The sequence below is a fragment of the Roseibaca sp. Y0-43 genome, from assembly GCF_020667835.1.
Classification (GTDB): domain Bacteria; phylum Pseudomonadota; class Alphaproteobacteria; order Rhodobacterales; family Rhodobacteraceae; genus Roseinatronobacter.
On sequence record NZ_JAFMPR010000003.1, the window covers coordinates 297,347 to 321,342 of the forward strand.

A 23,996-nucleotide genomic window follows, 5' to 3' on the forward strand; every position below is an offset into this window, starting at 1 on the left:
ATTTCGCCCGCTTATACAGTTGCCCCTTGAAAATCACAATCATAAATCACAAAATCACATCATTGACGATACTCATGTTATAAGGCATGTTAGCGCTAATCAGAGGGCACCCATGAAGCGCGACGAAAGACAGCAAGAGATCATGGACCTGCTGGTCGCACAGGGAGAGGTCGAGCTGGACGCCTTGGCCGAGCGCTTCGCCGTGTCGCGCATGACCATTCACCGCGATCTGGACGAGCTTGAAAGCGCGGGCGTGCTGCGCAAGATCCGGGGCGGGGCCACCATTCGCAGCGGCACCCAGTTCGAAAGCGATTTCCGCATTCGCGAACGTCAGGACGCGCCGGCAAAAGCTGCCATGGCCGCCGCCGCGCTGCGTTTGGTAGAGCCGGGGATGAGCGTTCTGGTCAATGACGGGTCCATGGCCGCCACGCTGGCCGATGCGCTTGTTGCACGTCGCCCGCTGACCATCATCACCAACAATGCAGCCGTGCTGGAGCGGTTGCGCGGCGAAGCCGGGATCACCCTGATCGCGCTGGGCGGCGTGTATTCGGCCAAGTTCAACGCCTATCTGGGCAAGATCACCGAAGATACTCTTGCCCAGCTCCATGCCGACATCGCCTTCATCTCGACCCCCGCCCTTGCCGGGCTGGAGGTGTTTCACATGGATGACGCGGTCGTGCGGGCCAAGCGCGCCATGATGGATGCAAGCGCAATGCGTTGCCTACTGGTCAACCATACCCGCTTCGGCCATGCCGCCCTTCACCGGCTGGCGGCACTGGCAGAGTTCGACCACATCATCACCGATACCGCGCCCGATGCGCAGGCGCGCGCCGCGCTTGCGCGCGCGGGCCTGACCCTGACCCTTGCAGACAGATTGGACCCCGACACATGAGCGACGCAGGATTCTGGATCGGCACAAGCTGGAAAATGAACAAGACCCTGCCGCAGGCGATGGACTTCGCCACGCGGCTGGCCAATGCCGATGCCGCGCGCGACGCGCGCGTGCAGCGCTTCGTGATCCCGCCCTTCACGGCGGTGCGGCAGGTGAAAGCGGCTTTGGCTGATACGTCTGTCAAGGTTGGCGCGCAGAACATGCACTGGGCCGATGCCGGTGCCTGGACAGGAGAGGTCTCTGCCCCGATGCTGGTTGATTGCGGGCTGGACATGGTCGAGTTGGGCCATTCCGAACGCCGCGCGCATTTCGGCGAAACCGATGAGACCGTGGGCCTGAAGGTGGAAAGCGCCGTGCGCCATGGGCTGACCCCGCTGATCTGCCTGGGCGAGACATTGGCCGAACGCGACGCAGGCCGCGCCGCCGAGGTGCTGGCACGCCAGACCCGCTTGGCGCTGGCCAAACTGTCCGATGCCCAGAAAGCCGCGCCGGTTCTGTTTGCCTACGAACCCGTCTGGGCCATCGGCGAGGGCGGTATATCCGCCACATCCGATTATGCCGATGCTCGCCAGGCTGAGATCATAGCCGTCGCAGAAAGCGTCTTGGGGCGGCGTGTGCCCTGCCTCTATGGCGGTTCCGTCAACCCCGAGAATTGTGCCGAACTGATCGCCTGCCCGCATGTGGACGGCTTGTTCATCGGGCGTTCTGCTTGGGATGTGGACGGCTATCTGGACATTCTTGGCCGCGTTTCGGCGGCCATCTGACCCTTTGAAAGGAGTGACACTCATGAAACTTGCCATCGCAGGCGACAGCGCCGGAGAAGGTCTGGCCAAAGTTCTCGTCGACTACCTGAAAGACAAACACGAGGTTTCAGACCTGTCGCGCACCGCTGACGGGCCGGATGATTTTTATGCCAACCTGTCCGACCGCGTGTGCAGCGCGGTGTTGCGCGGGGAATATGACCGCGCGATCCTTGTTTGCGGCACGGGCATTGGCGTGGCGCTGTCGGCCAACAAGGTGCCCGGCATTCGGGCCGCGCAATGCCATGACACATATTCGGCAGAACGCGCTGCGCTGTCGAACAACGCGCAGGTCATCACCATGGGCGCGCGCGTGATCGGCACGGAACTGGCCAAGGCGATTGCCGATGCCTACTTGGCCCAGAGTTTCGACCCCGAGGGCCGCTCTGCCGGGAATGTGCAGGCCATTGACCGGGTCGACGCGAAATATCGCAGCGCCTGAGTGCGTTCCTGCGGTTCTGTCACACGCGGTTGCGGTGGCGGGTCCGCAACAGCGCGCGCGTGTCGTCCAGCTCTTGGCTGCGGCGCGCGCTGTCCCAGCCCAGATGTGTCGCCGCCAGATCGGCGAGGGCTTGCAACCCCGCTTCCGTGATCTGGCCGGTAATCGCCAGCGAAGTGCGACGCAGCACCATGTCTTGCAGGTGCACGACATGTTCGTGGGTCAGGATATGTCGTATCTCTTGCACCGAATGATCGGGCGCGTCTGGCAGGGGCGTGGGGGCTGACCCTTCGGCCCGCAAGATTTCGGCGGCCACGCTGCCATAGCGCCCCAGCAGCAAGCCCGCGCGCAGGGGCGTGCAGCCGGTGGCCTCTGCCATTTGGGCAGCCCATGCCGCGCGGTCGTCGGGATAGTCGCGCCCACCGCCGATAGGCAGGGTGTCTGTCCCGGTCCGGCGCGGCCTGCCCAATCGCGCAAGGACCGTATCGGCCACCTCTTCGGCGAAGCCGCGAAAGGTGGTCCATTTGCCCCCGACCATGGACAGGATCGCAAAGGGGCGGGTGTCATCCGCAGGCAATTCCGGCGTGGAATGATCGCGGCTGATAAGCCCCGCCGCCGTGCCCTCCGACACGGGCAGGGGCCGGATGCCGCTATAGACATGCACGATCTGATCTTCGCCGAAGCTTAGGGCCGGAAACAGTCCGCGCAGTGCCGTCAGGAAATAGCCGACCTCATCTTCGTCGCAGGCAACGGTATCGGGGTTGTCGGCCCGAATGTCGGTAGAGCCGACAAGCACCCGTCCCAGATGCGGAAAGGCAAGGCAAATGCGCCCGTCATCGGCCTCGAAATAGACCATCTTGCCGCCAAGCGCGCGCAAAAGGTCGGGGTGGTCCAGCAGGATATGCGACCCCTTTGTGCCGCCGATGAAGCGCGAGGGCGCGCCCAGTCTGCCATTGACCAGGTCGATCCAAGGCCCGGCGGCGTTCACCACAAGGCGTGGCGCCAGCCACTGCTCTGCGCCATCCGGCCCGCGCAGCCCGACACGCCCCGCATCCGCGCCCAGAAGCGCCGTGTGGTTCATCGCGGTCGCCTGTGGGCCTGCGCGCAGCCCGTCCTGCACCAGTTCCAGCACCAGCCGTTCAGGATAGGTGACATGCGCGTCGTAATACTGGCCGGCGGCGCGAATGGCGGGGGTCAGCGCCGGGATCTCGCGCAGCGCGCGCCGCCTGTGCCACATCTGGTGGCGGGGCATGACGCGGGCGCGGGCACCGTAGAAATCATACATCATCAGCCCCGCCCAGATCAGCGCAGCGCCCCGGCTGCGCGGGGCAGTGGTGGACCCCATCAATGTGCGCAGCGCGGCCCCTATTCCCTTGGCCCTGGACATGATCGGAATGACGGTCGGCAGCGGGCTGACCAGATGCGGCGCGTTACGCAAAAGCAGGTTCCGCTCGTAGGTCGATTGCGCGACAAGGCGTAATTCGCCGGTTTCGAGGTATTTCAACCCGCCATGGATCAACCGCGACGGTGCGGCCGAGCTGCCGCCGCCATAATCGCCCTTGTCGGCCAGCACGACCGACACCCCCTGAAGCGCCAGATCCCGGAACAGGCCCGCCCCGTTCACCCCGGCCCCGAGGATCAGAACATCGCAACGCTCGGGCAGGGTCATGACAGGTCCACAAGGTTCAGGGGCACGCCTGCATCGCGCAATGCGCGTGCCTGCGACGCGGGCAGCCCGGTATCGGTATAGACGGCGTCGAACGCATCCAGCCGGGCCAGCTTGTTCAGTGCGATCCGCCCGAATTTGCCGGACCCCAGCACCAGCACCCGCCGTTCTGCCGCGGCCAGCATGGCCGCCTTGGCCCGTGTGACCTGCGCGTCTTGCACAAGCGCCACGCCATCGGCCACGCCAGAGGCCGAGACCAGCGCCAGATTGACCCGGATACGCCCCAGCGCCGCCTCGCAATCCGGGCCGATAAAGGCGTTATAGGTCGGGGCATAGTTGCCGCCGATGGCGATCAGCGCAATCTCGTCGCGATGTGCCAGTTCTTGCATCAGCCCAAGGCTGTTGGTCGCGACCGTCAGGGGGGCGGCATCGGCGATCATGGGGGCCAGCGCCGCCACGGTGGTCGAATCGTCCAGCAGGACTGCTTGGCCCGGCGTGACTTCGGCCATCGCCGCATGGGCCAGTGCGGCCTTGGTCGCCATGTCGGCCTGACTGCGATAGGCATACAGGCTTTCATAGACGCTAGAGGGTTGCGCCGTGACCGCGCCGTGCAATTTGCGCAAGACGCCTTGCTGCGCCAGTTTGTCGATGTCGCGATGGATGGTCATGCGCGACACGCCGAAATGTTCGGCCAAGGCGTCTAGCCGGGCTTCGCCCTGCATGCGCACATATTCGGCAATCGCGGTCAGCCGATCGGGGGTCATGGGCGTTCCTCTTCTTCCAGCCGTGCCCAGACCGGGGCCAGGGCATCGGCCATGTCGCAATGCAGCCGGTAGCGCCGGGCAAGGTGAGGGGCGCGTTCGGGGTCGGGTTGGTAGTGGCGGCGCAGGGTGTTCAGGTCTCTGGGGTCCGCGGTCGGGCTGTCGAACAGGCCAACACCCGCGCCCGCGCACAGGGCCGCGCCCCATGCGGCGGGTTCTTCGGTATCGGTCACGATCAGGGCTTGGCCCAGCGCATCCGCAAAGAGCTGCGCATAGGACGGGTTGCGAGAGATCCCGCCGGTCAGGTGCAGCGTGCCCGTCGTGAACCTGTCGCGCAGCGCATCGACATGGACCCGGTGGTTGAAGGCGATGCCTTCCATCAAGGCGCGCAGCATATCGCCCCGGTCGCTCCAGCCGCGCAGCCCCAGAAACCCGGCACTTGGCCCCGGCCCGTAAGGAGAACCGAAAAGATAGGGGTGGAACATCACCCCCGAACGGCGGTCGCGCGCGGCGTCCAGCTCTTGTGCCAGCTTGGCGTGCAGCCCGTCGCCCAGCCCGGCGCGTTCCTGCGCGCAAAGCCGGTCCATGAACCAGTCGTAATTCGTGGCCGAGGCGGGCGAGATTGCCATGTTGTTCCATTCGCCCTTGCGCAACCCGTTGCGGCAAAACCAGTGCCGGTCGCAGCGCGGGGCATCGGACACGGTTTCGTTGATGGAATAGGTGCCCGCCACCATCGTCGCATGACCCAGACCGTAGCCGCCCACGCCTAGTGCCGAAGCCGTCACGTCATGAAGCCCCGCCACCACGGGCACACCGGCAGGCAGGCCGCAGACAAGCGCGGCCTGCTCTGTCAGCTGTCCGACGATCTGGTCGGGCAGGTCAATCGCAGGCAGCGCCGGGCGCAAGGCCGCAAGGCCGTAGGCATCCAGAATGTCGGGCGCGTAGTCTTGCGTCTGCACATCGGTAAAGGACGTGCTGGCCTCTGTCAGGTCGGTGCCGATGGTGCCGGTCAGGCAAAAGCGCAGCCAGTCCTTGCAGGCCAGCACATGCCCGATCGCGGCGAAGCGTTCGGGCTGGTGCCGGGCGATCCACGCCAGAAGCGCCGAAGGGGCAGAGGCGTGCGGCGTCTGTCCGCTGCGTTGCAGGGCCTTGCCAAAAAGCTCCGTGCGCCCCCACTCGGCCACAAGATCGCCGGCGCGGCTGTCCAGCGACAGGATGCCGGGGCCAAGCGGCCGCCCGTCACGGTCCAGCAGGTACAGCCCGTCGCCATGTGCCGTGGCCCCTATGGCGGCGACCTGTGCGGATCGTGGCAGTTGCGCGGCAATCTCTGCCACCGCCTGGCAGGTGGCGCTCCAGAGGGCCGTCATGTCGCGTTCGACGAATTTCGGCTGTGGTATGAGTTGCGGAACCCTGCGCCGGGCCACGGCCAAGGGGGTTCCGCTCGTGTCGAACAAGACCGCCTTGGTGACGGTCAGCCCGACATCTATGCCGACCAACAGAGGGGTCATGGCGGTTTGCTCCAAGCTCTGCCTGCTTTGTAACATGTTACGATGATAAATTCACATAAATAAAGGGGCATAATCTGCGATTTAATACCTGAGCCATGCCACACCGCCCGCGAAACAATTCTGAGCGCGCCCGTTGAACAGGGCACGGCCCCTTCCCACTTCTGCGATAGGCTCGCGCGCTGGCCATTTTGACCTGACAGGGCAGACCATGCGACACTGGACAGGTGATGAGTGTAAAGAACCGCAAGCGGATAGAGCGCCAACTGGATGCCATGACGCAGGATGTGCCGCTTCTGTGGCGGCTGCGCGGGGCATATCGTGACCGCAAGGGCGTGCTGTGGCGTGCGCCACTGGGCCTGATGCTGGTGGCTGGCGGCTTCTTGGCGGTCTTGCCGGTCTTTGGCCTGTGGATGATCCCCTTGGGTCTTGTCCTGCTGGCTGTCGATCTGCCGCCCCTGCGGCCCATCGTTGGCGCCGCGTTGATCCGCTTGCGCCGGAAATGGGCGCTGTGGCGGCGCGAAAAGCGTTAACCCTTAACGAAAGATCCCGACTTGGATTGGTTGTTTCTTGCTGCGGGCCTGTTGGGCCTTTTCCTTGGTGGCGAGGCGCTGGTGCGCGGCGCGGTCGCGGTGGCGCATCGTTTCGCCATGCCGCCCCTGCTGATCGGGCTGACCGTGGTGGGCTTTGGCACCTCGACCCCGGAATTGCTGGTGTCGGTTCAGGCCGCTTTGGGCGGTGTGCCCGATATCGCCATCGGCAATGTGGTGGGTTCTAATATCGGGAATATCCTGCTGATCGTGGGTGTGACGGCCCTGATCTGGCCCGTCACGGTCGCCGCGCGCAGCCTGCGGCGCGATCTGGCGGTGATGCTGCTGGCCGCGCTCGCGCTGGTGCCCTTGTTCTGGCTGGGGCAGATCGGGCGTGTTGCGGGGCTGGGGCTGGTGCTGGGCCTGCTGGCCTATCTGGTCTGGTCTTATCTGGACCCGCAGGGCGATGCGCCTGCATCCGACGCGCCCGTGCAACCGCTCTGGCAATCGCTCGGCTGGCTGGTCGCGGGTTTGATAGGGCTGATGCTGGGCGCGCGGCTGTTGGTGGATGGCGCGGTCAATATCGCGCAGGCGCTGGGCCTGTCAGAGGCGTTCATCGGCCTGACCATCGTGGCCGTGGGCACGTCGCTGCCAGAACTTGCGACCTCGCTCATGGCGGCCTTGCGCAAGCAATCGGCGATAGCGATCGGGAATATCGTCGGCTCCAACATCTTCAACGTGCTGGGCATTCTGGGCGCGACGGCCATGATCGCGCCGATCCCGGTGGCGGGGCGTTTCCTGACCGTGGATTTGCCAGTGATGATCGGCGTCTCGGCCCTATTGGCCGGGTTACTGCTGGCGCGTTCCAGCGTTGGCCGTCAAAGTGGCGCGGCGCTGCTTTTGGGCTACGCGGCCTATATCTGGGCCGCGCAGGGTTAGCGACTAAACCAGCAGATGCGCCATCTGGCGCAGCGCCAGTTCATAACCATGCGTGCCAAAGCCCGCCATCACCGCATCGGCCCGCTGGCTGACATAGGAATGGTGGCGGAACGCCTCGCGCTTGTGGACCTGGCTGATATGCAGCTCGATCACAGGGCCATCGAAGGCGTTCAGCGCGTCCAGAATGGCGACAGAGGTATGCGTCAACGCGGCGGGGTTGATGATGATCCCCGCGGCCGTCCCGCGCGCCTCTTGCACCCAATCGACGATCTGGCCCTCGTGGTTTGATTGCAGGAACCGCAGCTTCAGCACCAACTCTGCACCAAGTGCGGCGCAGGCCTGCTCTACATCGGCTAGGGTGGTATGGCCGTAGACCTCTGGCTCTCGCTGGCCGAGCAGGTTCAGGTTGGGGCCGTTCAGAATGTAGATCAGGCGGGCCATGGCGCGCGTCCTTTGTGCTGTCTTGTCCCGTTCTAGCCGCAACTTGGCACGCGCGCCAAGGGAAAGGCGCTTTGAAGTGGTCGCATGTCTTTTGCGCAAAACCGGGGGCCACTTTTGCGCGACATGCTCTACTCCGCCAGAGCGCGCATGACCGCGATCAGGTCGGATTTCCCTTCGAACCCGATGCCGGGCAGCTCTGGCATGGTGATATAGCCATCCTCGACCCGCACCCCGTCAGGAAAGCCGCCATAGGGTTGGAACAGGTCGGGGTAGCTTTCATTGCCGCCAAGGCCCAAGCCTGCCGCAATGTTCAGCGACATCTGGTGCCCGCCATGCGGAATGCAGCGACGGCGCGACCAGCCCAACTGGTCCAACACATCGAGCGTGCGCAGATATTCCACCAAGCCATAGGACAGCGCGCAGTCGAATTGCAGCCAATCGCGGTCGGGGCGCATCCCGCCATAACGCAACAGGTTGCGCGCATCCTGATGCGAGAACAGGTTTTCGCCCGTGGCCATGGGGCCGGGGTAGAATTCGGACATGGCAGCCTGAAGCTGGAAATCCAGCGGGTCGCCGATTTCCTCATACCAGAACAGCGGATATTCCCGCAGCATCTTGGCATAGGCGATGGCGGTTTCCAGATCGAAGCGGCCATTGGCATCGACCGCCAGTTGGGCTTGCGACCCGATCTCATCCAGAACGGCCTCTATCCGGCGCTGGTCTTCGGCCAAGGGCGCGCCGCCGATCTTCATCTTCACGACCGTATAGCCCCGGTCCAGATAGCTGCGCATCTCGGCGCGCAACTGGGTGTCATCCTTGCCGGGGTAGTAATAGCCGCCTGCCGCATAGACAAAAACGCGCGGGTCGGCCTGCGCGCCATATTCCTCTGCCAACAGGCGAAACAGCGGTTTGCCTGCGATCTTGGCAACAGCGTCCCATACCGCCATGTCGATGGTGCCGACCGCGACCGACCGCTCGCCATGGCCGCCCGGTTTTTCATTGGCCATCATCGCGGCCCAGATGCGATGAGGGTCCAGATTGTCGCCCGCGTCATTTACCAGCGATGCCGGGTCGGCCTGCAACACCCGGTCGCGGAACCGTTCACGGATCAGCCCACCTTGGCCATAGCGCCCGTTAGAGTTGAAGCCATAGCCCACGACCCGCCGCCCGTCGCGCACTTGGTCGGTGACGACCGCGACAAGACTGGCGGTCATTTTGCTGAAGTCGATATAGGCGTTGCGGATGGGCGATGCGATGGGTTTTGTTACCTCGCAGATATCCAGAATACGCATATGTGGCCTCCCGTTTTGCGGGCACACTAGAAGCCGCGCGGGCAATGGTCCAGAGCGTGCGATGCCCCTCGCCACTTGCGCGCGCAGCCGCTATTCTGCGCCTATGCCCGCCCTCTGCCGCGACTGTCTGACCCAATTTCCTGCTGGGCCGCGCTGCCCGGCCTGTCACAGCCGCCGCGTTGTGGCCGATGCAGAGCTATACGATCTGTCCATCGCGCATATGGATTGCGACGCGTTCTATGCCAGCGTCGAAAAGCGCGACAACCCGGCCCTGCGCGACAAGCCCGTCATCGTCGGCGGCGGGCAGCGGGGTGTTGTCACAACCGCGTGCTACATCGCGCGCATTCATGGCGTGCGCTCTGCCATGCCCATGTTCAAGGCGTTGCAGCTTTGCCCAGAAGCGGTGGTCGTAAAGCCCCGGTTCGAAGCCTACGCCGCCGCCTCGCGCGAGATAAGGTCGATGATGGAAGACCTGACGCCCGCCATCGAACCCCTGTCGCTGGACGAGGCGTTTCTGGATCTGTCGGGCACCGCAACCCTGCACCATGCCCCGCCTGCCGTGATGCTGGCAGGGCTGGTGCGCCGGATGGAACAGGAGTTGCGCCTGTCGGGGTCCATCGGGCTGTCGCATAACAAGTTTCTGGCCAAGATCGCGTCCGATCTGGACAAGCCGCGTGGGTTCTCGGTGATCGCCAAGGCCCAGACCGAAGCCTTCCTGCGCGGCAAACCCGTGGGCATTATCTGGGGCGTGGGGGCCGCGACGCGCGCGCAGTTGGAGCGCGCGGGGATCAGCACGATTGACGATCTGCTGCGCTGGGACCGCGCCGATCTGGTTGCGCGCTTCGGATCGATGGGGTTGCGCCTGTATGAGCTTGCGCGTGGGCAGGATGCGCGCCGCGTCAGCCCTGATCGTGCGGTGAAATCCATCTCAAAGGAAACCACCTTCGGCAGTGACATCTCTGACCCCGACCTGCTGGAGGGGCATTTGTGGCGGCTGGTAGAGCAGGTGTCCAGCCGCGCCAAGGCGCGCGGGCTGGCGGGTCGTGTCGTGACCGTGAAGCTGAAGCGCGCCGACCACCGCAGCCTGACGCGCCGTCACGCGCTGGATGGGCCGACGGCGCTGGCCGATACGATCTGGCGCACCGCGCGGCCCTTGTTGGCGGGCGCGCTGGGGCAGGGGCCGTTTCGGCTGATCGGGGTCGGCATTTCCGAGCTGGTCGCAGATGACGGCACAGGGTTCGCGCTGGACTTGTTGGACCAAGGGGCTGCAAAACGCGCCAAGGCAGAGCGCACGATAGACAGCTTGCGCGACCGTTTCGGGCCGGATGCCGTGATAAAGGGGCGAAGTTTGCGATGACACGCGTTTTGGTCATGGGCGCGAGTGGGCGCATCGGTGCCTATCTGCGCCAGTTCTGGCACGGTCTGCCGCTGGAACCCGTCTGGCAGTTTCGCAGCAATGCCCCGGATGGCGCGCTTCTCTGGAACCCGCTTGCGGAGCCGGTGCCCGATTGCGCCCGTGTCGATGCGGTTCTGTGCCTTGCGGGTGTGACCTCTGGCCCCGATCTGGGTCTGAATACCGATCTGGCCTTGGCCGGGCTGGATGCCGCGCGCAGGCTTGGGGCCGGGCGGGTGCTGCTGGCATCAAGCGTCGCGGTCTATGGCGCGGACCCCGGCCCCCATCCAGAGGATGGCCCCTGCACCCCGGCCAATGACTATGGCCGCGCGAAGCTGGCGATGGAGCAGGCGGCGCGTGGGCAGGCCGATATGCTGGAGCTTTGCTGCCTGCGGATAGGCAATGTCGCGGGCGCCGATGCGCTTTTGGGCGGGTTGCAGCCCGGTCGCCGCCCAGTGCTGCACCGCTTTGCGGACGGCCAAGCGCCGCGCCGTGCCTATATCGGGCCACGCGCTTTGGCGCATGTCTTGGCGCAATTGGCCTGCCATGATGGGCCCTTGCCTCCGGCCCTGAACATCGCTCAACCGGGGCTGGTTGGCATGGATTCGCTGCTGCGCGCTGCCGGGCAGGCGTGGGATTGGGCCGATGCGCCCGCCCATGCCTTGCCCGAATTGCGCCTGTCCCTTGACCGACAGCAAGCGCTTTGCCCGTTGCCCGCTGTCGCGCCAGACGCCTTGGTAGCCGAGTGGCGCTTGACATGGGCGGCGGCAGCGCCGACAGACCCGGCATGACCCTGACCAAACGCCTGTTCGATATCGGTTTCACGATCTTTTTGGCCCCGCCCGCGCTTGCGGTGTTCGCGGTCATTTTCGTTCTGCTGTGGCTGCGCGAGGGCTGGCCCGTGTTCTACGGGTCGGAACGAATGCACGCGCCGGGCAAAGGGTTCACGCTGTGGAAATTTCGCACCATGCGCAACGTGGCCACGGATTCGGGCGTGTCGGGGGGCGATAAATCGGACCGCATCACGCCCTTCGGCCGCAAGCTGCGGCGCCTACGGATGGATGAGTTGCCGCAATTTCTGAACATCCTGCGCGGCGATATCAGTTTTGTCGGCCCGCGCCCGCCGCTGCGCCAATATGTCGAGCGGTTTCCCGAGCTTTACGCGCGCGTGCTGCGGTCGCGGCCGGGGGTGACGGGGCTGGCGTCATTGGTGTTCGCGCGCCACGAAGAAATGCTTTTGCGCAACTGCGCCACGCCAGAGGAAACGGATGCGGTCTATGCCCGTCGCTGTGTGCCGCGCAAGGCGCGCATTGACCTGCTGTATCAAAAGCACGCAAGCCTTGGGCTGGACCTGTTGCTGATCGCGCTTACGGTTGCGCGCGCTGCGGGAAAGCTGCGCGGTCGGCGCTTGCCGCGCCGCCGCCCCGCCCATTGGCGCGCCTAGCCCGAATAGCCGCCGGTTTGATACCAGCGCCAAGCGTCTTCGATCATCAGCTTCAGCGAAGAGCGTTCCTGCTGCCAGCCCAACTCCTCGACCGCGCGGCGGCTGCCCGACACAAGCGCGGTCGCATCGCCCGCGCGGCGTGGGCCGAAGCTGTGGGGCACGCGGTGCCCGGTGCCCGCGCGGCATTGCGCGATTACCTCGGCCACGGAAAAGCCGACCCCGGTGCCCAGGTTGAACACGCGGCTGCCGCGCCCAGCGAGCAGCCATTCCAGCCCCAGAACATGCGCGCGGACAAGATCCATGACATGCACGTAATCGCGGATGCAGGTGCCGTCATGCGTGGGGTAGTCTTTGCCGTAGATGACAAGCGCCTCGCGCGCGCCTGCGACGGCCTCTATCATGACGGGAATAAGATGTGTCTCCGGCTGGTGCCACTCGCCGACCTCTGCCTCTGGGTCGGCACCGGCCACGTTGAAATACCGGAAAATGACCGAGTTCAGCCCATGGCTGATCCCGAAATCGCGCAAGATGCCTTCGACCGCCAGTTTCGACGCCCCATAGGCGTTGAGCGGGCGTTGCGCGCTGTCCTCATCCAGCACGACACCGTCCTGATCGCCATAGGTCGCACAGGTGGACGAAAACACCATGTTGGTGCAGCCCGCGTCCAACATTGCCTCGACCAGATTCAACGACCCGCTGACATTGTTGCGCCAGTACAGGCCGGGGTCGCGCGTTGCCTCGCCCACTTGGCTGAGCGCCGCGAAATGCATGACCGCGCAGGGTTTGTATTCGGCGAATGCCGCATCAAGCGCGGCGCGGTCTAGCAGATCGGCCTGCACCAGTGGCCCGAATTTCACCGCCTGCGCCCACCCCGTGCGCAGGCTGTCATAGACGACCGGGGTATAGCCCCCGCGAGCAAGCAATTTGCAGGCATGAGAGCCGATATACCCTGCGCCGCCCGTGACAAGGACGACCTTGTTCTCTGGATTGTCCGACATCCTGACCGCCCCGGTGTCCGTTTATCCGGACGCCTTTTCCATCCGGTCACGGATCAGGGCCATGAACGGTTCGCGATATTCCGGGTCGGCCAGGGCCACATCGACGATGGCGGTCAGATACCCGAACTTGTCGCCGCAATCATAGCGTTGCGAGGGGTTCTTGATGGCAGAGACCTTGCCCTCTTGCGCCAGTTGGTCGATCGCGTCGGCAAGCTGAATTTCGCCGCCCGCGCCCGGTTTCAGATCGCGCAGAACGGCAAAGATCTCGGGCGAGAACACGTAGCGCCCGAATGACGCAAGGTTGGACGGGGCGTCTTCGCGCGCGGGTTTCTCGACAATGCGCTCGACGGGCATCAGCCCGTTTTCATCTGCCGCGCCGGTTTTCAGAATGCCATATTTCGACACATCGGCATAATCGACTTCGGACACCGACAGCGTCGTTTGCGGTTTTGCCTGATAGGCGTTGACAAGTGCTTGGGTGGGCAGCGTTTCGCCATGCATCAGATCGTCGGCCAGCAGGACGACGAAGGGATTTTCGCCCACCGCAGGTGCCGCGCAGAGCACGGCATGACCCAAACCAAGGGGTTCGGGCTGGCGCACGAAAATGCAGGACACGCCTTCGGGCACGATGTTGCGCACCATGTCCCGAATGTCATGTTTTCCCTTGGCGACAAGCTGGGCTTCCAGCTCCAGGTTCGCATCGAAATGGTCGCCCACCGCGCGTTTGTTCCGGCCGGTCACGAATACCAGTTCCGTAATGCCCGCCGCGATCGCTTCTTCCACGGCGTATTGCACGATCGGCTTGTCGATGATCGGCAAAAGCTCTTTCGGCATGGCCTTGGTGGCGGGAAGGAAACGCGTTCCGAGACCGGCGACAGGAAAGACCGCCTTCGTGATTTTGGGCATAATTCTTCCTAAAAGTTGTATTTGCAGCCTGCAAGGTCACTACACGCTTCGGCTACGGCGCCGCAAGGCTAAAGCCCGATGTATTGAGCGGATCACCGCCTGCAAATCGCGGTATGGCTTTGCACAATGCGCCCGGAAGCCTAGGATGCCCGCAAGCGTTTGCCCAATGTTTGTGCATTTTGTGTGCCAAATTGGCATTTTGCAGTGCTAGATGGATTGTGTAACACAAGGCCTTGGTGTTTACGCAGCCATGAATACGCGACAGGTCGCCCGCCTCATCGGTAGCCCAGAGGTCACGCAAGATGTTCTTCGAGCCATTCTTCGCCAAGAATGAACGACTGTTCCGACTGGCTGTCGCTTTGCGGGACATGCGGCGCGACTACAAGCAAATCCTGTTGTTGCTGATCGACGTGACCGTGGTGCTGATCGCTTTCGGCGTCCTTCTGGTGCTGGACCCGTCGATGTCTGCCCTTTGGGTCGCGTCATTCGAGCAGGTCGGTACGCTCGTGATCTTGCTATGCACCGCGACGGTTGGCTCGGGTCTGTTGGGCTTGCCGAAGGTTCAGCTGAAATCCTACGAGGCGCGCGGCATGGGGCGCAGCGCCATACTGGGCGCGATCCTCGGGGTCGCCGCTTTCCTGACTGATTTGGCGCTTGGACCGCTGTTTTCCAGCTCCGGGCCGGTGCTTCTTGCTTGCCTGTTCGTGATCGGGTCGGTGCTGGCGCGGTTTCTGATGTTGCAACTTGTGCGGCGGCTATATCAAGTGAATGCACAGGTGACGAATGTGCTGATCTATGGGGCCGGCACCACCGGGATGCAGCTTGCGCTTGCGCTGCGGGCGTCCGAGAACATGCGCGTGGTCGGATTTCTTGACGACAACTCGGTTCTGCAAGGCATCAGTGTTGCGGGCCTGCCGGTGCACCCGCCCAGCAAGGTCAGCGACGTGGCGGCCCGAAATGGTGTGTCGCGGGTGCTGTTGGCGATGCCGTCCATCTCGCGGCCCAAGGTGGCCCGGATCGCGCGGCGCCTGACCGATATGGGCTTCGATGTGCAAAGCCTGCCGTCTTTCTCGCAATTGGTGGGCGAAGAGCGCCTTGTCGATGCGTTGAAGCAGGCATTGCCCGACAGGTTCCTGTCGCGCAGCGCGCTGGACAAGACCATGGACGGCGCCTGTGGCGTCTATGCCGGGAAATCCGTTCTGGTGTCCGGCGCAGGCGGCTCTATCGGGTCGGAACTGTGCCGGCAGCTTTTGCTGTGCAAGCCGCGGCGCTTGGTGCTGCTGGAATCGAGCGAGCACGCGCTATACCAGATCAACGATGAACTTAACGAACTAAGCCGCACGTCGGATTGCGAGATCATTCCAATTCTGGGCACCGTGACAGAGCGCAGGCTGGTCCATGCCGCCCTGTCCACGCATGAGGTGCAGATCGTGCTGCACGCCGCGGCCTACAAACATGTCCCGATGGTCGAGGCGAATGTCCTCTCCGGGATTGCCAATAACGTGCTGGGCACTGCCACGCTGGCGCGCGTGTCGGCAGAGCTTGGGGTCGAGCGCTTCGTCCTGATCTCTACCGACAAGGCTGTCCGCCCCAAGGGCGTGATGGGGGCCACCAAGCGCATGGCAGAGCTGATCGTCGCCGATTGTGCCCGAAAGCAAAGGGCGAAAGGCCGTAACGAGCCGACGGTCTTTTGCATGGTGCGGTTTGGTAATGTGCTTGGGTCGTCCGGGTCGGTCATCCCGCGCTTTCAGGAACAGATCGCCAGCGGTGGCCCGATCACGCTGACCCATCCCGACATCGAGCGCTTCTTCATGACCATTCAGGAAGCCACGCAGCTTGTGCTGCGCGCCGGGGCCATGGCCACGGGGGGCGACGCTTTCGTTCTGGACATGGGTAAACCCGTTCGCATCGCCGACCTTGCCCGCAAAATGGTCGAATCGGCAGGGCTGACCGTGCGCGACGAACAGAACCCCGAAGGCGATATCGAGATCGTCATCACCAGCCTGCGCCCCGGAGAGAAGCTTTACGAGGAACTCTCGATCACCGATGGCCAGATGTCGACCGAGCATCCGAAGATTTTCGCCGCGAGAGAGGCCGGTCTGTCGGATTTCCAGATTACGCGGGCCATTTCCGGCCTGCGTCGGGCGGTGGCTGGCGGTGACAGCGCAAAGGCGCGCAAGGAACTGATGCACTGGGTGCGGCAGGATCTGGATGCGCTGGGCGGGCAGGCCACGCAGCGCTATGGAACCGGTGGGGCAACGCCGAATTCCGTCGACGCAGAGTGACGCGGGCATTTTCCTGCCGAATTCCGGGCCGTGTCGGGCAGAATTAAGGGCGCGTTTACGCTTGGTCTGAATACTGGGGCCGGTTTCATTCGGCTCTCCATTTTGCATGACAGCTCCGGTCCGGTTTACAGATTTGCTAACAAGGGAACGTCGTGCACGGCTGCGCGCGGAGCGCCTGTATGAACAAGCGCGCGCCGAACTTCGGGCTGCCAATGACATGTTGAAGGGTCATGCCTTTGCCCTGTCCGAACAGATCATGTCGCAGCGTCAGGAATTGCAGCTTGTGCGCGAACAGGCGGTGGCCTTGCGCGATGTGAATTCGCAGGTCGCGCAGGATCTGGAAGTGGCCCATTCCGAGGTGGATCTTGCCAATCTGCGCCTGCGCGAAGCCATTGAAACCATGCCGGACGGGTTCGCGGTGTTCGACCCGAAGCAAAGCCTTGTGATGGCGAATCAGGCGTTTCTTGGCGTGTTCGACGGATTTCCAGAGGTCGCGCAAGGCATTCGCTACACCCGCATACTCGAGATTTGCGCCTATGAGGGCTTGGTGCGCCTGCAAGGCGAAAGCCCCGCCAACTGGGTGGATGCGATGCTGGCGCGCTGGACGCAGGACCATATCAAGCCGGTCGAATTGCATTTCGAAAGCGGCATGAGCGTGCGCCTTATGGACCGCCGCGCGCCCAATGGCGACTACGTGTCCCTTGTGCGCAACATAACCGAGTCCCTGCGCTACCAGGCCGAACTGATAGAGGCGCAGGAACGTGCAGAGGCGGCGGCGCAGGCGAAATCGGCGTTCCTTGCGAATATGAGCCATGAAATCCGCACGCCGATGAACGGGGTGGTCGGCATGGCCGACCTGCTCTCAGAAACCGAACTGGACAGCGAACAACGCATGTTCACCGACACGATCCGGTCTAGCGGTCAAGCGCTGGTCACGATCATCAATGACATTCTGGATTTCTCGAAGATGGATGCGGGCCGGATGGAACTGCACCCGGAGCCGTTCGATCTGGAAAAGACCATCCACGAGGTGATGACGCTGCTGGCACCGAGCGCCCGCGCCAAGGGGATCGAACTGATCCTCGATTACGACATGTTCCTGACCCGCCACCTGATCGCCGATCCGGGGCGTTTGCGGCAGGTCTTGACCAATCTTGTGGGCAACGCCGTCAAGTTTACCGATAGCGGGTATGTGCTGGTGCGCGCGGTGGGTGTGGGGGTGTCAGAGGGCGGCCACCTCGTGCATCTGACGGTCGAGGATACCGGCATCGGAATCGCACCGGAAAACCAGGAGCATATCTTCGGAGAGTTCCAGCAGGTCGAGGAAGCCACCAACCGCCGCTTTGAAGGAACGGGGCTTGGCCTGGCGATAACCCGCCGCATTCTGGACATGATGGGCGGCAAGATGTGGCTGGAATCAGAGCTTGGGGTCGGGTCGTGCTTCGGGGTGTCGCTGGCGTTGCCGGGCGCGACCCAGCCCGACGCCGCGCAGCCCCCCAACTGGCCGACAGAGATCGGCAAGGTGCTTTTGGTCAGCGACCATCTTATCAGCCGCGGGATTGTCGAGCGTCAGTTGCAATCGGCCCATGTCAAGATCGCCACCGCCACGCAGGCAGAGGCGGCCGCGAAACTGGCGCGGCAAGTCGCGCCCGACCTTGTGCTGCTGGACTATGAATTGTCAGAAGCCGACCCGCTGGTGATACTTCAGCGGTTGCGCGCTGTTCTGCCCGATTGCCCTGTGATCGTGCAAAGCGCGGCCATACAGGACACGGACCACGCGTTGGCGCGTGATGGCCGCGTCGCCGTTTTGCCAAAACCGCTGTTGTGGCGCGACCTGTGTGCAGCCGTCTGCCGCTTGCTGGGCACCCATGCGCAAGCGCCGAGCCCCCCAGACCTGCCCGCCAAGCCAGTCGCCACCTTGCCCGACCGCACCCTGCATGTGCTTTACGCAGAGGATAACGCCACCAACCGACTGGTCTTTAGCAAGATGATCCGGGATTTGCCGATAGAGCTAAGCTTGGCCGTGAATGGCCGAGAGGCGGTTGAAAAGGTCAATACCGCCACGTTTGACCTGATTTTCATGGATATTTCCATGCCCGAGATGGATGGCCGAGAGGCCACGCGCCGCATTCGCGCACTGCCCGGCGGCGCGTCGATCCCGATCATTGCGCTGACCGCGCACGCGCTTCAGGAAGAGATCGACAAGATCATGGATGCCGGCATGAACGCCACGCTGACCAAACCGCTGCGCAAGGCCGCACTGATGGAAGCCATTGGAACATATGCGCCAGCAGACCCGGCCCCGCAGCACAAGGACGCCTGATGCGAATGTGGGCCGAGTCTAGACTGCGGAACTGTGCCCGGTCTTTTCCATGGAATAGGCGTCGAAGATGGTCGCGATCATCCGCGTCAGCGGTCGCCCCTCTTGCGGAATCACCAGCGCGTCCCCTTCGCGGGCGACGAATTCACCGAACTTGTCGCAGGCCGCCTTGAACAAACCCTCTACCGCGTCGGCGGGGGCGCCGAACTGGGTGCACAATTCCTGCGCCGATACGCGGAAATCGCACATCAACGCTTCGATCGCGCGCCCGCGCCAGATGTCTTCGGGTGTAAAGACATGGCCGCGCACGGTTGCGAATTCGTTGGCCTGAACTGCCTTTTTCCATTGGGCCGTAGCCGGGGCGTTCTGGGCGTAACCTTGGGGGAACCGAGAGATCGACGATGCCCCCAGACCGATCAGCACCGGCGACAGATCGTCGGTATAGCCTTGGAAATTGCGCCGCAGCGTTCCCGCTTTTGCAGCCTTCGCCATCCCGTCATGCGGGCGGGCGAAATGGTCGATGCCGATCTCGTCATAGCCGTCCCACATGAACAGGCGGCGCGCGGTGTCGAACAGTTCCAGCCGTTCTTCGGGGCGCGGTAGCGTGTCGGACGGAATCATCTGTTGGCGGCGCGCCATCCACGGCACATGGGCATAGCCATAGAGCGCCACACGGTCGGGGTTGAGCGTGAGCAGCTTTTGCACCGAATCGGCAATGCGCTTGGGGGTCTGATGCGGCAGCCCATAAAGGATGTCCGCGTTCAGGCTGGTGATACCACGGGCGCGAATCGCATCGACCGCGGCCTTCGTAATCTCGAAGCTCTGGTCGCGTCCGATCACGGCCTGAATCTCGGCATCGAAATCTTGCACGCCGATAGAAGCGCGGTTCATCCCGGCTTCGGCCAAGGCATCAAGGCGGGATTCGTCAATCTCGTTGGGGTCGATCTCGACCGAGAATTCGCCGTCTTTCGCCATGGGCGCGATGTCGAACACAAGTGCTGCAATGGCGCGCATCTCGTCGGGCGGCAGCATGGTCGGGGTTCCACCGCCCCAGTGCAGGCGCGACAATTCCACCCCTTCGGGCAGCGTTTGGCGCAGCATTTCCAGCTCTGCCTTGAGCGTTTGGGCATAGGCCACGACCGGCGCGTCGGAACTGGTGCCCTGCGTGCGGCAGGCGCAGAACCAGCACAACCGGCGGCAGAAAGGCACATGCAGATAGAGCGAGATTTGTGAGCCGGGTTCGATCTGCCCGACCCAGTTGGCGAAAGTCTGGCCCGTCAATCCGGCGCTGAATTGGGGTGCGGTCGGATAGCTCGTATACCGTGGCACACGTGCGTCAAACAGACCAAGCTTTGAAAGTTGCGAAACATGCTTCATGTGTCTAGAATAAAGGACAGATGCCCAAAATCCTTGACACAGATCAATCCTGATGACGCGCGCGACGACTTCTCTCAAGACTTACAATCAGGATTGCTCCGATTGTCCCATTCGTCACCGCGCGGTCTGCGCCCGATGCGAGACGGACGAGCTGGAGCGGCTGGAGCAGATCAAGTATTACCGCAGTTTCGAGGCGGGCCAGACCGTTGTCTGGGCCGGCGACAACATGGATTTCGTGGCCTCCGTGGTCACGGGTATCGCGACGCTGTCGCAAACCATGGAAGATGGCCGCCGCCAGATGGTCGGGCTGCTGCTGCCCTCGGATTTCATTGGCCGTCCGGGGCGGGCGACCTCGGCCTATGACGTGACGGCTGCGACCGATACGGTGATGTGCTGCTTCCGCAAGAAGCCGTTCGAAGACATGATGCTGAACACGCCTCATATCGGTCAGCGCCTGCTGGAAATGACGCTGGACGAGTTGGATGCCGCGCGCGAATGGATGCTGCTTCTGGGCCGCAAGACCGCGCGCGAAAAGATCGCAAGCCTGCTGACGATTATCGCGCGGCGCGACGCGTCCTTGCAGCTGAGCGTGGCGGATGGCGAGTTGAGCTTCGACCTACCGCTGACCCGAGAGGCGATGTCGGAATACCTGGGTCTGACATTGGAAACCGTCAGTCGCCAGATGTCGAACCTGCGCAAGGAAGGTCTGATCGTGACCGAAGGCAAGCGCCATATCACGATCCCCGATTTCGACCGTTTGCTGGAAGAAACCGGCGACGATTCGGATGGCGGCTTCCTGATGTGATCTTGCCCGAAACTTGACGCGCTACCGCCACAAAGGCGGCACAATGCCGTGTCTACCTTAGCGGGAATTATTTCCTGTGGGGGACGACATGACCGAGCATGTGGCGCGCCGTGGCTTTGACTGGGACAGAGACCAGGAATCCTTGCTGGAAACGCGCGATATTCCGGTCGCGCAACCCGAAGCGGTGGCAGCGGGCCCCAGATGGCCCAGCCTGCTGAACGGTCGGATGGGGCTCTTCGCGCTGGGCCTGATCTTTGCCCTTGCCCTGGCCTATGAGAAAGACCTGACATCGCAGTTCCGCAGCGGATCGACCCTGTCCTTTGGGATTGTCCCGGCATCCGCGCCGATGCAGAGCGCGATTCCGGTGCCCGATGGGCTTGTGGCTTACAGCGAAGGGCAGGCGCAACGCTATTTGCGCGATTTGCGACTGGCCGACATGCAGACCTTGCACGACTACATCGCCCGCACGAACACGGATCTTGCCAAGGCCGAACCGGGCCTGCGCCCTTTCTACCAAGACGCGCAGACCTTGCTGATGACAGAGCTGGCCCGGCGCAGTGCTAATGCATCATGAAGACAGGCGTCGCGGCCTCTGACAGCAGGCTGCGCGTGGTGCCCCCAAGGATGGCCTGACGCAAGCGCGAGTGGCTATAGGCACCCATCACCAACAGATCGCCAGCGTTGTCGCGCAGGTGACGTTGCAAAGTATAGGCAATGCCCGTCCCAGCGCTGGCAATGACCGCGACCTCGGCCTTTACGCCGTGGCGAGCCAGCATCGTGGTCAAAAGGCCACCGGGGTCCGACCGTTCCTGCCCGTGGGCGGGCGGGTCTATGATAACCACATTCACCAAATCCGCACTGGCCAGCAGCGGCAAGGCGGCCCGCGCGGCGTGCAGGGCTTCGTCGCTTTGGTTCCATGCCAGAACGATTCGGGAAAACTCTGGCAGGCTGGTCATTGCGGGCGGCAAGACGAGCACGGGCGCATCGCCTTCGAATAGCGCGGCCTCTATGGCCAGTTCATCCTGCGGGCCGCGCCCGTCGCCATAGGGGCTGGGCAGCAGGACAAGGTCGGAATAGCGCGCCTTTAGCCCCACATAGGACGCGATTCCCCCCATGGGGACGACGGCGTCTTCGGTGCTCCAGCGCAGGGCAAGGCCATCCAGCCGCGCGCGCACCTTGTCGCGCAAATCCTGCGCGCGGGCCTGCAACTGGTTCAGTGTTTCCTGAAACATCACCGCAGGCGCGCCGCCGACAAAGCCCACGGCCTGTGTTGTATCGACGGCAAGGCAACAGATTTCCAGATGCGCGTCGCTGCGTCGGGCCATGGTCGCGGCCATATCCAGAAACGACTCGAGTCCGGTCTCGGACGTGACGAAACTAATCAAGGATTTGTAAGCCATGGTGTCCGCTCCTTCTTGGTTCGAGGCCATCCTGCCCCGAAACACCTGAACATTCCTTGATCCGTCGCAAGGAAAGCGGTCCCCACCTTTGACCTAGGTCAAGGTTAGAAGCCCAGCCCCGTGACAAAAGGCACCATACAAAAATGTGTTTCCCGGCGTTAGACCGGGCGCGCGAACAGAAAAGGGACGCAGATTATGTTGGGATACATAAAGCTCGCCGTTTTGGGCTTCGCGGTGGTTGTCGCCGCCGTGGCCGCAGGACTGGCACGCGACCTGTCATACCAGATCCATGCTTTGATCTTCATGGTATCGGCAGCAATCGCTTTCATCTGGCTGATCCGTCGTGTGGGCGAACCCGCACCCGTGGTCGATCCGAATACTTATATGGACGGGCCTGTGCGCTTCGGCGTGATTGCGACCGCCTTCTGGGGCGTCGTGGGCTTTCTGGTGGGCGTGGTCATCGCGTTCCAGCTTGCGTTCCCATACCTGAATTTCGAATGGGCCCAAGGGTTCCTGAATTTCGGTCGTCTGCGCCCGCTGCACACCTCTGCGGTGATTTTTGCGTTCGGCGGCAACGCCCTGATCGCAACCGCGTTCTTCGTCGTGCAGCGCACCTCTGCCGCGCGCCTGTGGGGCGGCGGTCTGGCTTGGTTCGTGTTCTGGGGCTACCAGGTGTTCATCCTGCTGGCCGCGACCGGGTATGTCACCGGGTCGACCCAAGGTAACGAATATGCCGAACCCGAATGGCTGGCCGACCTGTGGCTGACCATTGTCTGGGTGGCCTTCCTTGCCATCTACATGGGAACGCTCATCAAACGCCGCGAGCCGCATATCTACGTGGCCAACTGGTTCTACCTTGCCTTCATTGTGACCGTGGCGATGCTGCACCTTATCAACAACGTGCAGATCCCGGTGTCGTTCCTCGGTTCCAGCTCTGTGCCGGTGTGGTCGGGCGTGCAGTCGGCCATGATCCAGTGGTGGTACGGGCATAACGCCGTGGGCTTCTTCCTGACAGCGGGCTTCCTTGGCATGATGTACTACTTCATCCCCAAGCAGGCCGAACGCCCGGTCTACAGCTACAAGCTGTCGATCATGCACTTCTGGGCGCTGATCTTCCTGTATATCTGGGCCGGTCCGCACCACCTGCACTACACCGCGCTGCCCGACTGGGCGCAGACGCTGGGCATGACCTTCTCGATCATGCTGTGGATGCCGTCCTGGGGTGGTATGATCAACGGCCTGATGACGCTGTCTGGCGCATGGGACAAGCTGCGCACCGACCCGATCATCCGCATGATGGTGGTGGCTGTGGGCTTCTACGGTATGGCCACGTTCGAAGGCCCGATGATGTCCATCAAGGCCGTCAACAGCCTGTCGCACTACACCGACTGGACCATCGGTCACGTCCATTCCGGCGCGCTTGGCTGGAACGGCATGATCACCTTCGGCGCGCTTTATTACCTGGTGCCGAAGCTGTGGCAGCGTGAGGGTCTTTACAGCCTGCGTCTGGTCAGCTGGCATTTCTGGCTCGCGACCATCGGGATCGTTCTTTATGCGGCATCCATGTGGGTGACTGGCATCATGGAAGGCCTGATGTGGCGCGAAGTGGATGCGCAGGGCTTCCTCGTGAACTCTTTCGCAGACACGGTTGCCGCGAAATTCCCGATGTATGTGGTGCGCGGTCTGGGCGGGACGCTGTTCCTCGCCGGTGCGATCATCATGTGCTACAACCTGTGGAAAACTGTGACCAGCACGGCAGAGCGCAAGCCTGCCAGTGCCGGTGCCGCAGTGCCCGCTGAATAA

22 protein-coding genes are annotated in these 23,996 nt (G+C 63.2%); 13 read left to right on the forward strand and 9 right to left on the reverse strand.

The window, feature by feature from the left end; all coding sequences use genetic code 11:
- Positions 1 to 112 precede the first annotated feature (112 nt).
- The 3 genes from J1C52_RS05570 to J1C52_RS05580 are packed head-to-tail and all read left to right on the forward strand — an operon-like array spanning position 113 to position 2,134.
- A complete protein-coding gene (locus tag J1C52_RS05570; RefSeq protein WP_227426934.1) occupies positions 113 to 892 on the forward strand; it encodes a DeoR/GlpR family DNA-binding transcription regulator in 780 nt (259 codons plus the stop codon).
- Positions 889 to 1,656, forward strand: a complete 768-nt coding sequence (locus tag J1C52_RS05575; RefSeq protein WP_227426935.1) for a triose-phosphate isomerase — start codon at positions 889 to 891, stop codon at positions 1,654 to 1,656. The genes J1C52_RS05570 and J1C52_RS05575 overlap by 4 nt, the downstream gene beginning before the upstream one ends.
- 22 nt (positions 1,657 to 1,678) lie before the next feature.
- A complete protein-coding gene (locus tag J1C52_RS05580; RefSeq protein WP_227426936.1) occupies positions 1,679 to 2,134 on the forward strand; it encodes an RpiB/LacA/LacB family sugar-phosphate isomerase in 456 nt (151 codons plus the stop codon).
- Positions 2,135 to 2,153: 19 nt separating this feature from the next.
- Here the strand turns inward: J1C52_RS05580 and J1C52_RS05585 are convergent, their stop codons facing one another.
- The 3 genes from J1C52_RS05585 to J1C52_RS05595 are packed head-to-tail and all read right to left on the reverse strand — an operon-like array spanning position 2,154 to position 6,066.
- A complete protein-coding gene (locus J1C52_RS05585; protein WP_227426937.1) occupies positions 2,154 to 3,800 on the reverse strand; it encodes a glycerol-3-phosphate dehydrogenase/oxidase in 1,647 nt (548 codons plus the stop codon).
- Positions 3,797 to 4,561 carry a DeoR/GlpR family DNA-binding transcription regulator gene (locus tag J1C52_RS05590; protein ID WP_227426938.1) on the reverse strand — a complete coding sequence of 255 codons (765 nt, stop codon included), beginning with the start codon at positions 4,559 to 4,561 and terminating at the stop codon, positions 3,797 to 3,799. Before J1C52_RS05590 ends, J1C52_RS05585 begins: the two co-directional genes overlap by 4 nt.
- The gene (locus J1C52_RS05595; protein ID WP_227426939.1) at positions 4,558 to 6,066 is read right to left on the reverse strand and encodes an FGGY-family carbohydrate kinase; all 1,509 of its coding nucleotides are present in this window, start codon (positions 6,064 to 6,066) and stop codon (positions 4,558 to 4,560) included. Before J1C52_RS05595 ends, J1C52_RS05590 begins: the two co-directional genes overlap by 4 nt.
- A 227-nt stretch (positions 6,067 to 6,293) precedes the next feature.
- Between J1C52_RS05595 and J1C52_RS05600 the strand changes: the two genes are divergently transcribed.
- Together J1C52_RS05600 and J1C52_RS05605 are read left to right on the forward strand one after the other, a co-directional pair.
- A complete protein-coding gene (locus J1C52_RS05600; RefSeq protein WP_227426940.1) occupies positions 6,294 to 6,596 on the forward strand; it encodes a tryptophan synthase subunit beta in 303 nt (100 codons plus the stop codon).
- Positions 6,597 to 6,617: 21 nt separating this feature from the next.
- A complete protein-coding gene (locus J1C52_RS05605) occupies positions 6,618 to 7,532 on the forward strand; it encodes a calcium/sodium antiporter (protein ID WP_227426941.1) in 915 nt (304 codons plus the stop codon).
- A 3-nt stretch (positions 7,533 to 7,535) separates the two neighbouring features.
- On the opposite strand, the gene aroQ is transcribed toward J1C52_RS05605, so the two are convergent.
- Together aroQ and J1C52_RS05615 are read right to left on the reverse strand one after the other, a co-directional pair.
- Positions 7,536 to 7,973 (reverse strand): type II 3-dehydroquinate dehydratase, encoded by a 438-nt coding sequence (aroQ, locus tag J1C52_RS05610; protein WP_227426942.1) that lies wholly within the window; start codon positions 7,971 to 7,973, stop codon positions 7,536 to 7,538.
- Between the two features lie 128 nt (positions 7,974 to 8,101).
- Positions 8,102 to 9,265 (reverse strand): mandelate racemase/muconate lactonizing enzyme family protein, encoded by a 1,164-nt coding sequence (locus J1C52_RS05615; RefSeq protein ID WP_227426943.1) that lies wholly within the window; start codon positions 9,263 to 9,265, stop codon positions 8,102 to 8,104.
- Between the two features lie 103 nt (positions 9,266 to 9,368).
- On the opposite strand from J1C52_RS05615, the gene J1C52_RS05620 reads away from it, so the two are divergent.
- Genes J1C52_RS05620 through J1C52_RS05630 form a run of 3 tightly spaced genes read left to right on the forward strand, consistent with a single transcriptional unit; the run spans position 9,369 to position 12,102 of the window.
- Entirely contained in the window at positions 9,369 to 10,622 is a 1,254-nt protein-coding gene (locus J1C52_RS05620; protein WP_227426989.1) for a DNA polymerase IV, read from the forward strand.
- Positions 10,619 to 11,449, forward strand: coding sequence for an NAD-dependent epimerase/dehydratase family protein (locus tag J1C52_RS05625; RefSeq protein ID WP_227426944.1), 831 nt, complete (start codon positions 10,619 to 10,621; stop codon positions 11,447 to 11,449). Before J1C52_RS05620 ends, J1C52_RS05625 begins: the two co-directional genes overlap by 4 nt.
- Positions 11,446 to 12,102, forward strand: a complete 657-nt coding sequence (locus tag J1C52_RS05630) for a sugar transferase (RefSeq protein ID WP_227426945.1) — start codon at positions 11,446 to 11,448, stop codon at positions 12,100 to 12,102. Before J1C52_RS05625 ends, J1C52_RS05630 begins: the two co-directional genes overlap by 4 nt.
- Here J1C52_RS05630 and galE read toward each other — a convergent pair.
- On the reverse strand, positions 12,099 to 13,100 hold the full coding sequence (gene galE / locus J1C52_RS05635; protein WP_227426946.1) for a UDP-glucose 4-epimerase GalE: 1,002 nt from the start codon (positions 13,098 to 13,100) through the stop codon (positions 12,099 to 12,101). The two genes, J1C52_RS05630 and galE, sit on opposite strands and share 4 nt — an antisense overlap.
- Before the next feature lie 21 nt (positions 13,101 to 13,121).
- Positions 13,122 to 14,006 carry a UTP--glucose-1-phosphate uridylyltransferase GalU gene (gene galU / locus J1C52_RS05640; RefSeq protein WP_227426947.1) on the reverse strand — a complete coding sequence of 295 codons (885 nt, stop codon included), beginning with the start codon at positions 14,004 to 14,006 and terminating at the stop codon, positions 13,122 to 13,124.
- A gap of 302 nt (positions 14,007 to 14,308) precedes the next feature.
- Between galU and J1C52_RS05645 the strand changes: the two genes are divergently transcribed.
- Positions 14,309 to 16,291, forward strand: coding sequence for a polysaccharide biosynthesis protein (locus J1C52_RS05645; RefSeq protein ID WP_227426948.1), 1,983 nt, complete (start codon positions 14,309 to 14,311; stop codon positions 16,289 to 16,291).
- A 217-nt stretch (positions 16,292 to 16,508) separates the two neighbouring features.
- Positions 16,509 to 18,614 carry a response regulator gene (locus J1C52_RS05650; RefSeq protein WP_227426949.1) on the forward strand — a complete coding sequence of 702 codons (2,106 nt, stop codon included), beginning with the start codon at positions 16,509 to 16,511 and terminating at the stop codon, positions 18,612 to 18,614.
- A gap of 18 nt (positions 18,615 to 18,632) precedes the next feature.
- Here the strand turns inward: J1C52_RS05650 and hemN are convergent, their stop codons facing one another.
- A complete protein-coding gene (hemN, locus tag J1C52_RS05655; protein ID WP_227426950.1) occupies positions 18,633 to 19,988 on the reverse strand; it encodes an oxygen-independent coproporphyrinogen III oxidase in 1,356 nt (451 codons plus the stop codon).
- Between the two features lie 52 nt (positions 19,989 to 20,040).
- On the opposite strand from hemN, the gene fnrL reads away from it, so the two are divergent.
- The gene (gene fnrL / locus J1C52_RS05660; RefSeq protein ID WP_227426951.1) at positions 20,041 to 20,793 is read left to right on the forward strand and encodes a transcriptional regulator FnrL; all 753 of its coding nucleotides are present in this window, start codon (positions 20,041 to 20,043) and stop codon (positions 20,791 to 20,793) included.
- Between the two features lie 88 nt (positions 20,794 to 20,881).
- Positions 20,882 to 21,367: a hypothetical protein gene (locus J1C52_RS05665; RefSeq protein WP_227426952.1), complete on the forward strand. Its 486-nt coding sequence runs from the start codon at positions 20,882 to 20,884 to the stop codon at positions 21,365 to 21,367.
- Here the strand turns inward: J1C52_RS05665 and J1C52_RS05670 are convergent.
- Positions 21,354 to 22,193 carry a universal stress protein gene (locus tag J1C52_RS05670; protein ID WP_227426953.1) on the reverse strand — a complete coding sequence of 280 codons (840 nt, stop codon included), beginning with the start codon at positions 22,191 to 22,193 and terminating at the stop codon, positions 21,354 to 21,356. The genes J1C52_RS05665 and J1C52_RS05670 overlap by 14 nt on opposite strands.
- A 195-nt stretch (positions 22,194 to 22,388) precedes the next feature.
- Between J1C52_RS05670 and ccoN the strand changes: the two genes are divergently transcribed.
- A complete protein-coding gene (gene ccoN, locus J1C52_RS05675; protein ID WP_227426954.1) occupies positions 22,389 to 23,996 on the forward strand; it encodes a cytochrome-c oxidase, cbb3-type subunit I in 1,608 nt (535 codons plus the stop codon).